Consider the following 12,698-nt stretch of genomic DNA (forward strand, 5'->3'; position numbering starts at 1 on the left):
CTGAATGAAAAAAGGCCTGGATGTAAATATCCGGGCCTTTTTTCTTTTGGTTTTTACTTGAGTCTTTTTATTAGGGTGTCAGCGATTATCAGGATACCTGCGGCTCAGCACCATTTAACTCCGTTGGAATTTCTACCTCAGTCTCTGTTTTTTCCTCTCGCACCCGGAACCAGGCGGCATACAGGGCTGGCAGGAAGATCAGGGTCAAGGCGGTAGCTACGATCAACCCCCCCATAATGGCAACAGCCATGGGGCCGAAGAAGTCACTGCGCGACAGTGGGATCATCGCTAATACCGCAGTCAGGGCGGTTAAAACGATTGGGCGGAAACGCCGCACAGTGGACTCAATAATTGCCTCCCAGGCACTCAAGCCCTGGCTGATATCCTGCTGTATCTGATCCACCAGAATGACGGAGTTGCGCATAATCATACCGGCCAGGGCAATGGTGCCTAGCATGGCGACAAAACCGAAGGGTTTGCCGAACAGCAGCAGGAACAAGGTAACCCCGATCAGTCCCAAAGGCGCGGTGAGGAAGACCATCGTAGACAGGGACATGCTGCGCAGCTGCAGCATCAGCAGGGTAAATACCACCAACACAAACAGCGGCATACCGGCATTCACTGATTTTTGTCCGCGCTCGGATTCCTCCACACTGCCACCAATTTCCAGCAGGTAGCCCGGTGGCAATTGCTCACGAATATTCTGCAGGCGCGGCCATACTTCATTTACAACATTAGCGGGCAGTTCTTCACCATAAATGTCTGCGCGCACTGTGACCGTGGGCAGGCGATCGCGGTGCCAGATAATCCCTTCCTCGAAGCCGTACTCCAGGGTGGCAATCTGGTTGAGGGGGACACTGCGGCCGCTGTCGGTTTGCACCGCCAGATTGCCCAGTTGGCTGAGAGCGTAGCGTTCTTGCTCATCGCCGCGCACTCGTACGTCAATCAGTTCGTTGTCTTCGCGGTATTGGCTAACGGTAATACCGGTGAGTGAGCTTTGCAGGGCACGGGAAAGCGAGGCGCTGTTCACACCCATGGTGCGTGCGCGGTCCTGATCGATATTCAGATTGACGGTTTTACTGGGCTCCTCCCAGTCCAGATGTACGTTGGTAACCTTGGAATTTTCCCGCACACGCTCGGCAACCTGGCGGGCCAGGCTGCGCACTTCACCAATATGTTCACCGGAAATACGAAACTGCACCGGATAGCCAACCGGTGGTCCATTTTCCAGGCGGGATACCCGGCTGCGCAGGGTGGGGAATTCCTCCGCCATGGTTTCGATCAGCCAGCTGCGAACCTGCTCGCGCTCCTCAACACTGCGGGTCATCACTACAAACTGGGCAAAGCTGGCTGCAGGAAGTTGCTGGTTCAGTGGCAGGTAGAAACGCGGCGAACCGGTGCCCACATACACCACATAGTTTTCCACCAGGTCATTTTTATCCAGCAGGGTTTCCAGCCGCTTGGCCTGGAACTCGGTGGATTTCAGTGAGGCACCTTCGGCCAGCTTGAGATCTACTAACAGTTCCAAGCGCCCGGAAGAGGGGAAGAACTGTTGTGGCACCAGGCGGAACAAGGCCAGGGAACCGATAAAGATCGCCAGGGTTGCCACTATGACAGTTTTGCGGTGGCGCAGGCACCAAGTGATCAGGCGGCGGAAGCGTTGATAGAAGGGCTTCTGGTAGGGGTCCTGAACCTCACCGCTGTGATCATGGCGAGCTAAATTGGGCAGCAGGTAATGTCCCAGGTAAGGCACGAATACTACTGCGGCAATCCAGGAAACAACCAGGGAAAGCGTGACTACCTGGAAGATCGAGCGGGTGTATTCCCCAGTGCCGGATTCGGCCGTGGCGATGGGTAGGAAACCGGCGGCGGTGATTAAGGTACCGGTGAGCATGGGGAAGGCGGTACTGGTCCAGGCGAAGCCGGCCGCTTTTAGTCGGCTGAGCCCCTGTTCCATTTTGATGGCCATCATTTCCACGGCGATAATGGCATCGTCCACCATCAGGCCAAGGGCGAGTACCAGGGCGCCCAGGGAAATCTTGTGCAGGCCAATATTGAAGTAATTCATTAATGCGAAAGTCATGGCCAGCACCAATGGTATCGATAGCGCTACTATCAAGCCGGGGCGGGTACCGAGGGAGAAGAAGCTCACTAATAGGACGATGCCCAGCGCCTCTGCCAATACCTGCAGGAACTCACCCACACCGCGTTTTACAGCCGCAGGCTGGTCGGACACCTTACGCAATTGCATGCCGATCGGCAGGTCTTCCTGCAGCTCGGCAAAAGTAGTGTCCAACTGTTTGCCCAGCTTGAGGATATCACCGCCTTCTTTCATGGATACGGCCAAGCCGATGGCGTCTTCGCCCATAAAGCGCATGCGCGGTTGTGCAGGATCGCTGAAACCGCGGTGTACTTCGGCAATATCACCCAGCCTCTGGGTGCGCCCACCGGCGGTGATGGGGAAGCGGCGAATTTCATCGACCGAGTGAAACTGGCCGCTCACGCGAATACGCACACGGTCGCTCACTGTATCTACAAAGCCGGCATCAGCGACCTGGTTTTGCGATTGCAGTGCGCTTTGCACTGCGGTGAGGGGAATACCCAGGGAGGCGAGCTTGGTGTTGGAAATTTCCACCCAGATTTTTTCGTCCTGCAGACCCAGTAATTCCACCTTGCCCACATTCTTGACCCGCTGCAGTGCCAACTGCAGGCGCTCGGCATAGTCTTTCATCAGGGCGTAATCGAAGCCGCTGCCGGTCAGTGCGTAGATATTGCCGAAAGTGGTGCCGAATTCGTCGTTAAAAAATGGGCCCTGGATATCCGGTGGCAGGGTGTGGCGGATATCACTGACCTTTTTGCGTACCTGGTACCAGAGATCGGGAATATCCCGCGAATGCATATCGTCGCGGGCGACAAACAGCACCTGGGATTGGCCGGGGCGGGAGAAAGAGGAGATGCGTTGGTAGTCGCCAGTCTCCAGTAGTTTTTTCTCTACCCGCTCGGTAATTTGACGGGATACCTCTTCGGCACTGGCGCCGGGCCAAAGGGTATTGATCACCATTACCTTGAAGGTGAAGGGCGGGTCTTCACTTTGCCCAAGTTGCGTGTAAGAGGCCGCGCCAAGCAGCCCCAGTACGATCATGGCGTAGAGTACCAGCGGGCGATTTTTCAGTGCCCATTCGGAAAGGTTAAAACCCATGGCAATTTCTCTGTGTTGAAGTACGGCCCTATCGAGCAAGCCGTATTTCGGCAAATTCGTAGCAGCGCCTTTTACTGCGCGCTCGGTCAGATTCTTTTCTGAGTGCGGCCGCCACTCAGTCCTGGCGCGCGAGGGCCCGGTCTGGATCGATTGGGCGGTTCATGCGATCCACTGGGCGAACCTGTTGTCCTTCCAGTAGAAGGTGAGTGCCGGCGGCAACGACCCAATCATCGGCGCGCAGGCCGGAGAAAACTGGTACAAACTCCTGGCCATAGGGCCCCACAGTGATTTCGGTTTTATGCAGGATTTGCTGCTCGCGGTTCAGTACCCATACGAAGGCTTTGCCTTCATCGGCGCTCACTGCTGACATGGGGACCTGTAAAACATCGGTAGCTGCTGCTTTGGGAACGAAGATCCTGGCGCTCTGGCCTATTTCAATGCCGGTGGTTTTATCGGTAAAAGCCACGCGTGCTTCAAAGGTGCGGGATACTGGATCTGCGGCGGGGGATAGCTCACGCACCAGGGCGGGAAAGGATTTACCTGGTTGCGACCAAAGTTCCACGGTCAGTGGCTGGCCGACGCGGAAATGACCAATTGCCTGCTCCGGCAAATCGATGCGCACCTCGCGTTCACCGTCGGCGGCCAGCTCGAAAACCCCCTGGCCAGCGGCGACAACCTGGCCTGCTTCAGCCATACGGCGGGCGATCACTCCGCTCTCAGGCGCCTTCAGTTCTGCGTAAGTGGCTTGGTTGCGCGCTACATCCAGTTGCGCCCTGGCCTGTTGCAGACGCGCATCGCTGGCTTCGAAGCGGGTTTCCACCGCATCGAACTGTGAGTGGCTGACCAGCTGGCGTTCCAATAGTTTACGGTGACGCTCTAACTCGCTGCTCGCCAAGCGCTGGTCGGCTTCGGCAGAGGTGAGGTGTGCGCGCGCAGAATCCAGCTGCAGGAGCAGGTCCTCGGTATCCAGTTCGGCCAATGCCTGCCCCTGCTCAACGCGGTCGCCCACATTAACCAGGCGCCGCTGCAATTTGCCACTGATGCGGAAGGCTAAGGCGGGTTCGAAGCGGGCGCGTACCTCGCCGGGATATACATCCATCTGTGCGCTGGCCACCTGGGGTTGGACCATTACTGCTGGGCGGGGTTTTTCTTGCTGTTCGGTGGGCTCCGATGGCGCGCAGGCGGACAACAGCAGGCTGAATGACAGCGCGGTGAAGAGTAGCGGTCGGTACATAGGGGCTCCCTTCCTCGGCGGCGAGGCGACAAGGTAAGTCCAGAAGTGGACGAGTCATGGCCGGGCGGCCGGTAATGTTATACTGGCCAGTATAGTAAATTTATTAAACTGGTGAGTCCAGTATATGGAGTGCTATGTCTGAACAGTCTCAGGCGGCTGCCCAGCGCGGGCGTCCCAAGGATCTGGCCAAACGCCAGGCAATTCTCGATGCAGCCAAGGAGCTGTTTCTGACCAAAGGTTTTGCCGCAACCAGTGTGGATGCGGTGGCCTCTGCTGCGGGTGTATCGAAACTGACGGTGTACAGCCACTTCTCTGATAAAGAGACGCTGTTCAGTGCTGCGATCACTTCCCGCTGCGAGATGATGATGCCCCTGCCTATTTTCGACCTGGAGGAGGGGGATTCGGTGGCAGAAGTACTGGAGCGCATTGGCCAGGCCTTCCTGAGCATGGTGGACAGCGAAGATAGCATTCGCTTGTTACGGCTTTTGTGCGCACTGGCCGCGCAGGAATCAAAACTGGCACAGCTGTTTTTCGATGCGGGTCCTCAGCGAATTCTGAAGGATATTGAGCAGTTGCTGCGCCGTGCTACCGAGATGGGTAAGTTGAGGGTGGAGGACCCGGCCGAGGCCGCTGAGGACTTTATGGGTATATTGCTGGGTTGCCGGCATATGCGTGTATTGATCGGCTGCTGTGAGGTGCAGGCAGAGGAGGAGCGACGCGAGCGGGTGCGCAAGGCGGTGGCACTGTTTATGCGCGGTTACCGTTGATTTCTAATATTGGTCGGTGCGGCCCGCCATCATCGGGCAGCGGCTGATATCTCTATTTATTTCCAGCCAGTCCGGTTTATTTTGGTAGTAGACGTAGCGTTCTGGCTGAATAAATACCGGGTCGTCGAAGGCGCCTCCGGCAATACCGCGATACCTAGGCAGAAATTCCAGGGTCCAGGTAACGGCACTGCCACAGCTGATGCAGAACTGGCACTCTATCCAGCGATTCGCATCGGATATTAACTGGTGACTTTTCAACTTGCCTCGGATGAACTCTACGTTGGCCTTGTCAAAATACACCGACACGCCGATTAGACTGCCGGTACGTTTTCGGCACCAGCTACAGGAACAGAGGCTCACTCGGTGAGGAGTGCCAGCGGCGCGAAAATGCACGGCGTCACAGGCACAGCCACCCTCGTGAATTTCCCCCATCCCTAAAATCTCACTGATCAGGTTTTAATCCGGTAGCCGGTGCGGAAAATCCACCAGATAGTTGTCAGGCAAAGGAGAAGAAAAAGAAGGATCATTCCCACGCTGAGGCCCAGGTTTACATCGGCAACCCCATAAAACGCCCAGCGGAAACTGCTGATCAGGTAGACCACCGGGTTAAACAGGGTAATTTTCTGCCAGATTTCCGGCAGCATACTAATGGAGTAAAAAGCTCCACCCAGAAAAGTCAGGGGGGTAATAATCATTAGCGGAATAATTTGCAGTTTCTGGAAATCATCCGCCCAGATACCGATGATAAAACCAAACAGGCTGAAAGTGACCGCAGTCAGCACCAGGAATACGATCATCCAGAAGGGGTGGACAATTTCGTAGTCCACAAAAAAGCGTGCAGTGAGCAGGATCAAGAGCCCGAGAATAATTGATTTGGATGCTGCAGCTCCCACATAGCCGGCTACAACCTCGAAAGCCGATACTGGTGCGGATAGCACTTCGTAAATGGTGCCTGAGAACTTCGGAAAGAAAATACCAAAAGAGGCATTGGAAATACTCTCGCTTAACAGTGCCAGCATAATCAGGCCAGGGATAATAAAGGCTCCATAGCTAACACCGTCAATGTCCCCCATACGCGAGCCGATGGCCGCGCCAAACACAATAAAATAGAGGGAGGTGGAGAGTACCGGCGAGGCGATACTCTGCATCAGAGTACGCCATGTGCGCGCCATTTCAAACTTGTAAATCGCCGCGATTCCGTACCAGTTCATTCCTGGGTCTCCTTGCTTAGCTGTTCCTCTCGTTCCCTGCGCGCACCGTGCACCAGGTTGACAAAGATTTCCTCCAGGGAACTCTCTCTGGTATGTAGATCGCGAAAATCGATACTGGCTGCATTGAGGCGGCGCAAAAACTCCGCAATGCCAGTGTCTTCGCTTTTGACATCGAAACGGTATACCAGTTGGCTGCCATCTCCGCTTAGGCTTAGAGGCAAGTCGGCAAGGGCATCGGGAATTCTCTGTAATGGCTCGGGCAGGTTGAGGCTGAGTTCCTTCTCACCCATTTTCTGCATCAGGGTTTTTTTCTCCTCCACTAATACCAGTTCACCATGATTGATGACGCCGACGCGATCGGCCATCTCCTCGGCCTCCTCGATATAGTGTGTAGTCAGGATAATGGTGACGCCTGAATCCTTTAGTCCGCGTACCATCTCCCACATATCCTGGCGCAACTCTACGTCTACACCTGCGGTGGGTTCATCCAGGAATAAGACATTCGGCGCATGGGAAAGCGCTTTAGCAATCATCAGGCGGCGCTTCATGCCACCAGACAGGGTAATAATTTTATTGTCCTTTTTTTCCCATAAAGACAATTGCCGCAGAATCTTTTCCAGATAGGCGGGATTCGGGGATTTTCCGAACAGGCCACGACTGAATTTCACAGCAGCCCATACGGTTTCAAAGGCATCGGTGGAAATTTCCTGCGGCACCAAACCGATCTCATTGCGGGCCTTGCGGTAGTCTGACTGAATGTCAAACCCGTTGACGCGAATACTGCCTTGACTGGCGTTGACGATGCCACACACAATGCTGATCAGGGTGGTTTTGCCAGCTCCATTGGGGCCAAGCAAGGCAAAGATTTCCCCACGCTGAATTTCCAGGTCGACATTATTTAGGGCGGTAAATCCTCCAGCATAGGTTTTGCCGAGGCCCTGGATCGAAATAATAGGTTTCACTTTCTCTCCTTGCCAAAGTTACGGTTACTTCTTTGGCGTTGCGTTGTCGGGCGGGTCTACATCCTACCGCAATTTAATTTCAGTGGATGTTTTTGTTTTAAGCCAGTGGGTTATCAGGGCTATAACTGCCAGTAACAATAGCCCTAGAGCCACTGTAGAGAAGGCACTTGCAAGACCAAAGTGATTAACCCATGGCTGACTGAGAAAAGGAGATAAAAATTGCCCAATAAATACACTGGCGGTCAGCGCTCCCGAAATGCGCCCGCGCATATTTTCTGTAGCTGACTCCAACCCTGTAGAAAAAATATGTGGTATGAGTGTTCCCATACCACTACCGTAGATTGCCATGGCGATAATGATTCCAGAGAAAGATTCTGCTATGGAAATCAACCCCATGCCGGTGGCCATAACGGTAAAACTGAAGGCGAAAATTCCAAATTTGCCAAAAATTTTGTGTGCACGTGGGAACAGAGTCAGCGAAGCGAGAGCGCCCATTAGATTACCCGCAGCAATGGCTACTCCGGCTTGACTGGGAGAGCTGGCACCGATCTCTTGCAGCAGGAAAGGCAGCTGTGTTGGGATCAGGAAAAAAGCCAGGCTGTTCAGCATGGCAGCACCGAGCAAGGCGGAGAATCCCAGCCAGTAGATTTTTTTTTCTGCAATGCTTTTTGATTTTTTGAGTGTATAGCTGCGTTTGGGTTCAGGAAGGTAGATCAGCACCGCGGGAATCAACAGCAGCGCAACCCCGTAAATGGCAAAAGGGCCACGCCAATGCAGATCTGCGAGTAATCCCCCGGCCAGTAGACAGACAACTCCCCCGAGGCTGATAAAAGCGCCTTGCTGCCCCATGTAAACCTGCCTCTCTCTGGGGGTGAAATAATCTCCTACCAAGGCAGTGACAGAGGTCATTGTGCCGGCTACGGCCACCCCCAGAAGAATGCGGCTGGCGAGAATTCCTTCCAGACTGTTTTGCAATAAAGCGGAAGTCCCGGCAAAGCCATACAGACCTACCGCCAATAGCAGTAGTCTGCGCCTTCCGTAGCGGTCTGAGATAATCCCGGCCAGAGGTGCAAATATGGCGATCATCAGGGCGGGCAAACTCAAAACCAGCCGGCTCAGCAGCGCACTATCTGGGTGTTGGGAAAAATAGTTTTCCAGGGCCGGCAGGGATGGCGCCACAGTAGCGCCGGACATAATTGTGAGTGCTGCGAGGCACAATAACGTCAGCCGCTGGGGTGTGGGAACCGTAAAATTACCAGGTACTGCACTCGCAGCAACAGTTTTCATGACTGGCCCCCGACCTTGCAGGCATTCAACCCGATCCCGGTATTGGCAGCCGATGGACTTTCTTGCTGCTTGGTTTCTTTGACCAGGCTGATGCTCAGGCTCTGTGCTGCCACCATCAGTTGAAAGAAGCCCGGTGCTGACTGTGTCTGGAGAGTCGGATTCGGTTGTTTACGATTCCAGTTCATCACTTTCCTTCCTTTACTTGCATTGGATCGCGGCGCAGTGTAAAACCTCAAGTAATATTGAGGTCAATGGTTTTGGGAGGCCTTTAGGTGACTAAGGCGAAAAATGACAAAGCTGCTATCCAACCGGGGCAAAGTATCCGGCGTGAGTTGACTGTTGGAGAGGTGGCAGAGCGCTGTGATGTAGCGGTAAGCGCTCTGCACTTTTATGAGAGTAAGGGGCTGATTAGCAGTTGGCGCACCAGTGGTAACCAACGGCGCTACTCCCGCGATGTATTGCGGCGTGTGGCCATTATCAAGGTGGCACAGAGTACCGGTATCCCACTGGCCGAAATCCGTCAGGCGTTGGCAACCCTTCCGAATGGACGCACGCCGACAGCTAAAGATTGGGCCAAGCTCTCGGCAGGCTGGCGTGAGGACCTCGACCAGCGTATTCGCCAGCTGACCCAGCTGCGCGATCGGTTGGAAGGTTGTATAGGCTGTGGGTGCCTTTCTATGGATAACTGCCCGTTACGCAACCCAGGGGACCAGGCGGCAGAGCAGGGTAGAGGTGCTCTCTATCTGAGTGAAGATTAGAGTTCTGAAATTTAAAAGGCGATTTGTGCCCGGTAGTAAATTTACCGGGCACAAACCTTGTCAGTTGAAGATTTTTTGGTAGAAATCCAGGGCGCCCTGCCAGGAATCCATTGCCGCTTCCTGGTTATACGCGAGTGGTAGGCCGAACTTCTCGCCTCGCTCAGTTGCGGCGGGATTGGTAAATCCGTGCAGTACACCTGGATAACTCACCAGTGTCAGCTTGGCTCCCGCTTCTTGCATCTCTTCAACAAAAGCACCGACCTGTTGGGGCGGAATCATGGCATCGGCACCGCCGGTATAGACCTGTATTTCGGCCTGGATCTTGCCTTTTTTCGCGACAACATCGCTGGTCAGGGCACCGTGAAAGCTGACGGCACCACGCAACTCGAGGCCGAGGCGTGCCATAGCTAATACCACGCCGCCACCAAAACAATATCCCTGTGCAGCAATGCGATTGGGATCAACACCGGCGTGTTGTTGTAATAGCGAAAGTGCTGTACGAAAACGCGCTTCCAGAACCACGGGGCTTTTGAGGGCCTCATCATGGAATTTCTGCGCCTCGGCAGGGTCATCGGTTTGTTTGCCGGTACCGAACATGTCCACTGCAAAAGCGTAGTATCCAAGTTCGGCCAGCCGGTCTGCCTGTTCCCTCACAAAGGCATTATGTCCCCACCACTCATGTACCAGAATGACTCCGGGGCGCTTTTCGTTAATACCGCTGTCCCACGCGAGGTAACCGGTAAAGGAATCACCATTTACCGTATAATCTATGACTTCATTTTCCATAATCTCAGGGCCTGAATTGTGAGAAAATTGTAAGCTTACTTGATAAAAATGTCTGAATCTCAAAGTTTCTATGGGAGATAATTGATTAAATAATTTTGCCAATCAACGCCTTCAATTTAGTAATGTTGACTTCAAGATTATTAAAATATACTGAAAAACCCATATCCTCGGTATCATAGTTTTTCTCTACAGATGAGGATTGAATGTTATTTTATTGCAAAAATTGTTGAGTGGTACCAGGATAAAAAGGATCTGCAAGAAGGTAAATTGCATATTCCAGCACCCAGAGTAGCCGCACTTTTTAGGCCAAGTGGTTGATTCACTGGCACAAAATCAATCAGACATACACAAGTGTAGAGCTGATAGAGGCCAAAATTATCTACTTGGCGTCCAATTGCACAGTCCTATCGTTTGTTGAACTTAAACATTATATTTAGTTACGTCATCTGCAAAGCAATAAAATCATTTCATTTAATACTGAATTTGGATGCTATTCTTAAATAGTGAGTTCAGAGACGGGCTTCTAGCAGAAATTAAGCAAGAAAAATTGCTAGAAGCGCTAACTAAATTATATAAGGTTGTCAATGGCGATATATAATGAAAGCATTTTTTGATATGCATAGTTTTGGTCGGCCAAAATTTTTTAAATAACCCTGCACTAAATTAGTGGGGTTAAAGGCAAAAATAGAAGAGTTCTATAAATTGGTGAGCCCGGATTGTCCAGTTAGGAGCTGTGTATACAAGAGATAGAGCGCACAAAGGATCAGAAGTCCCCCCATAATACCGTTAAATACTTTTACCCGGTGTTCGGTGCCTAGTAGTAATCGAGCTCTATCTCCTGCCAGAGCCCAGATTGCCAAAGATGTATAGCATACGAGGAAGTAGATTAGTACAAAGGTCATTAAACTGGAGTGGCTTTCTGCACTCGAGAATAGTGCAACTCCAGATATGCAGGCTACCCACGCTTTAGGGTTAAGCCATTGCAACAAAAATCCTTCATGGAATCTCGGTTTAGTCTGCTCTGCAATATCAATAGTTGCATCAGAAGCCGTTGCTATCTTATAACCGATATATATCACATAAGCCGAACCCAGTATGGCCAGATATCGTAAAAACTGGGGATAAACAGCCAGTAATTGATAAAAACCGAAGCCAATGGCTGCCAATAAGAGGGTAAATCCTATTGTTGCTCCTGAAACAAATGGCATTGTCCGGCCAAAACCATAATTGACGCCGGAAGAAATAATTACCATGTTGACTGGCCCCGGCGTGATCGACATGGCCAGAGAAAATCCGAACATAGCTAAAAGTAAAGACATATAGCTTCCCTGTTGATAATTATTGATATCCGTCAGTAAAAGCCTTTTTGGGGCTGCATGCAAGTTGATTGAAAACAGCTTTTTCATAAATGGTCAAAGTGAGTTAAATCATTTTTTTCTATAGGAAAGAATTCCATATTGAAATGATGGGCTTTAATTTGGCCTTTCGGGATGCGTAATAAAGATATAATCCTCTAATCGTCCCAAGTATATTAAGCCATAGATGTGAACACTCTTATTAATGCTCAGGGCGCCATCAATTATTGAATAGGAGGCTCAATATTTCCATTCGCCAGCGTGCACTATTGTATGTGGTCTTTGTGTGATAATCATATTTTGTGTTGCGATACTAACTCAGGATTTTGGTATATCAATAGCTGGCTAGAATAATTGCCGCTCCCTAAATGACTTTTTTTCAAAAAAATGTAGTTATACTGCTTTTAATGAGCTTGATAGGTGGTTTGTGATTAAAATGTCGGGATACTCCAGGGGCTTTTCTTTAATGCTGCTATTCCATCCGTGAAAGCTGCTAAAAAATCTTCATTGGCTGAGTAATCAGCCATCTCAGGTTTTTTACATTTCTGTTCTTCGGGACTGGAAAATTATCAAGCTGTTTCGGGGTTCCCTAAGTGGTTGGCGGGCCCTTAAGCTCTATAACATTGTGCTCGGGATCTGAAATATAGATTGATGGCCCCATGCCTTCGGCTCCGTAGCGCTGCTCTACTGGGGAGGCTTCGACATTATTTTCACTCATGTATTTGTGAATTTCCCTTGGGTTAAAAGGATCAACACGCAAGCAGAAGTGATGCATATTACGTCCCTCTTTTCCTGGGGCTGAGCCTCCCGCTAAACCAATGGAGTGGTCTACCGGAACCAGGTCAATCAGGCAGTTGCCGGCTCGCATCTGGTAAAGCCCGAGGTCTTCATTTTCCCGCTCCATCTTGCAGCCGAGGATTCCTTCATAAAAATCGCGCATAGCGCTTAGTGATTTTACGCGTAAAACCACGTGATCAATATGGTCGATTTTGAACATGGAAACCCCGTGTGCTTGATTGAAAAGCTTCGCTATGACGCGCTAGATATATCGGCCTTAATTGTAGAGGGAATAAAGTTGATATTAACTTGAGAGGGCCCTTGCAACGCCATAATAGAGGCCTTTCTGCTCTAAATCGGCA

At 51.6% G+C, this 12,698-nt stretch carries 12 protein-coding genes; 2 read left to right on the forward strand and 10 right to left on the reverse strand.

Going from position 1 to position 12,698, the window contains the following annotated elements; all coding sequences use genetic code 11:
- Positions 1–88: 88 nt before the first annotated feature.
- Both G367_RS0118485 and G367_RS0118490 read right to left on the reverse strand, forming a co-directional pair.
- On the reverse strand, positions 89–3,199 hold the full coding sequence (locus G367_RS0118485) for an efflux RND transporter permease subunit (RefSeq protein ID WP_020414652.1): 3,111 nt from the start codon (positions 3,197–3,199) through the stop codon (positions 89–91).
- A gap of 115 nt (positions 3,200–3,314) precedes the next feature.
- A complete protein-coding gene (locus tag G367_RS0118490) occupies positions 3,315–4,433 on the reverse strand; it encodes an efflux RND transporter periplasmic adaptor subunit (protein WP_020414653.1) in 1,119 nt (372 codons plus the stop codon).
- Positions 4,434–4,567: 134 nt separating this feature from the next.
- Here G367_RS0118490 and G367_RS0118495 point away from each other — a divergent pair, with 134 nt between their 5' ends.
- Positions 4,568–5,200, forward strand: coding sequence for a TetR/AcrR family transcriptional regulator (locus G367_RS0118495; protein ID WP_020414654.1), 633 nt, complete (start codon positions 4,568–4,570; stop codon positions 5,198–5,200).
- A gap of 3 nt (positions 5,201–5,203) precedes the next feature.
- On the opposite strand, the gene G367_RS24255 is transcribed toward G367_RS0118495, so the two are convergent.
- The 5 genes from G367_RS24255 to G367_RS0118520 form a co-directional block, all read right to left on the reverse strand.
- Positions 5,204–5,632 carry a GFA family protein gene (locus tag G367_RS24255; RefSeq protein ID WP_020414655.1) on the reverse strand — a complete coding sequence of 143 codons (429 nt, stop codon included), beginning with the start codon at positions 5,630–5,632 and terminating at the stop codon, positions 5,204–5,206.
- Between the two features lie 17 nt (positions 5,633–5,649).
- Positions 5,650–6,411 (reverse strand): ABC transporter permease, encoded by a 762-nt coding sequence (locus G367_RS0118505; RefSeq protein WP_020414656.1) that lies wholly within the window; start codon positions 6,409–6,411, stop codon positions 5,650–5,652.
- Positions 6,408–7,373 (reverse strand): ABC transporter ATP-binding protein, encoded by a 966-nt coding sequence (locus tag G367_RS0118510; protein WP_020414657.1) that lies wholly within the window; start codon positions 7,371–7,373, stop codon positions 6,408–6,410. Before G367_RS0118510 ends, G367_RS0118505 begins: the two co-directional genes overlap by 4 nt.
- 63 nt (positions 7,374–7,436) lie before the next feature.
- Positions 7,437–8,660 (reverse strand): MFS transporter, encoded by a 1,224-nt coding sequence (locus tag G367_RS0118515; protein WP_020414658.1) that lies wholly within the window; start codon positions 8,658–8,660, stop codon positions 7,437–7,439.
- Positions 8,657–8,845 (reverse strand): hypothetical protein, encoded by a 189-nt coding sequence (locus tag G367_RS0118520; protein WP_020414659.1) that lies wholly within the window; start codon positions 8,843–8,845, stop codon positions 8,657–8,659. Before G367_RS0118520 ends, G367_RS0118515 begins: the two co-directional genes overlap by 4 nt.
- An 87-nt stretch (positions 8,846–8,932) precedes the next feature.
- Here G367_RS0118520 and soxR point away from each other — a divergent pair, with 87 nt between their 5' ends.
- On the forward strand, positions 8,933–9,418 hold the full coding sequence (gene soxR, locus G367_RS0118525) for a redox-sensitive transcriptional activator SoxR (protein WP_020414660.1): 486 nt from the start codon (positions 8,933–8,935) through the stop codon (positions 9,416–9,418).
- A gap of 60 nt (positions 9,419–9,478) precedes the next feature.
- Here the strand turns inward: soxR and G367_RS0118530 are convergent, their stop codons facing one another.
- From G367_RS0118530 to G367_RS0118545, 3 genes are all read right to left on the reverse strand, one after another.
- Positions 9,479–10,204, reverse strand: coding sequence for a dienelactone hydrolase family protein (locus tag G367_RS0118530; protein WP_020414661.1), 726 nt, complete (start codon positions 10,202–10,204; stop codon positions 9,479–9,481).
- A gap of 695 nt (positions 10,205–10,899) precedes the next feature.
- The gene (locus G367_RS0118540) at positions 10,900–11,610 is read right to left on the reverse strand and encodes a LysE family translocator (protein WP_020414663.1); all 711 of its coding nucleotides are present in this window, start codon (positions 11,608–11,610) and stop codon (positions 10,900–10,902) included.
- A 538-nt stretch (positions 11,611–12,148) separates the two neighbouring features.
- Positions 12,149–12,556, reverse strand: a complete 408-nt coding sequence (locus G367_RS0118545) for a VOC family protein (protein ID WP_020414664.1) — start codon at positions 12,554–12,556, stop codon at positions 12,149–12,151.
- Positions 12,557–12,698 lie beyond the last annotated feature (142 nt).

Source organism: Microbulbifer variabilis ATCC 700307, from assembly GCF_000380565.1.
GTDB lineage: Bacteria > Pseudomonadota > Gammaproteobacteria > Pseudomonadales > Cellvibrionaceae > Microbulbifer > Microbulbifer variabilis.

Excerpts from the sequence above, each read along its gene's own strand:
- G367_RS0118505 (WP_020414656.1), bottom strand. The coding sequence starts at position 6,411 with ATGAACTGGTACGGAATCGCGGCGATTTACAAGTTTGAAATGGCGCGC.
- G367_RS24255 (WP_020414655.1), bottom strand. The coding sequence starts at position 5,632 with ATGGGGGAAATTCACGAGGGTGGCTGTGCCTGTGACGCCGTGCATTTT.
- G367_RS0118485 (WP_020414652.1), bottom strand. The coding sequence starts at position 3,199 with ATGGGTTTTAACCTTTCCGAATGGGCACTGAAAAATCGCCCGCTGGTA.
- G367_RS0118530 (WP_020414661.1), bottom strand. The coding sequence starts at position 10,204 with ATGGAAAATGAAGTCATAGATTATACGGTAAATGGTGATTCCTTTACC.
- G367_RS0118515 (WP_020414658.1), bottom strand. The coding sequence starts at position 8,660 with ATGAAAACTGTTGCTGCGAGTGCAGTACCTGGTAATTTTACGGTTCCC.
- G367_RS0118545 (WP_020414664.1), bottom strand. The coding sequence starts at position 12,556 with ATGTTCAAAATCGACCATATTGATCACGTGGTTTTACGCGTAAAATCA.
- G367_RS0118495 (WP_020414654.1), top strand. The coding sequence starts at position 4,568 with ATGTCTGAACAGTCTCAGGCGGCTGCCCAGCGCGGGCGTCCCAAGGAT.
- G367_RS0118490 (WP_020414653.1), bottom strand. The coding sequence starts at position 4,433 with ATGTACCGACCGCTACTCTTCACCGCGCTGTCATTCAGCCTGCTGTTG.
- G367_RS0118520 (WP_020414659.1), bottom strand. The coding sequence starts at position 8,845 with ATGAACTGGAATCGTAAACAACCGAATCCGACTCTCCAGACACAGTCA.
- G367_RS0118540 (WP_020414663.1), bottom strand. The coding sequence starts at position 11,610 with ATGAAAAAGCTGTTTTCAATCAACTTGCATGCAGCCCCAAAAAGGCTT.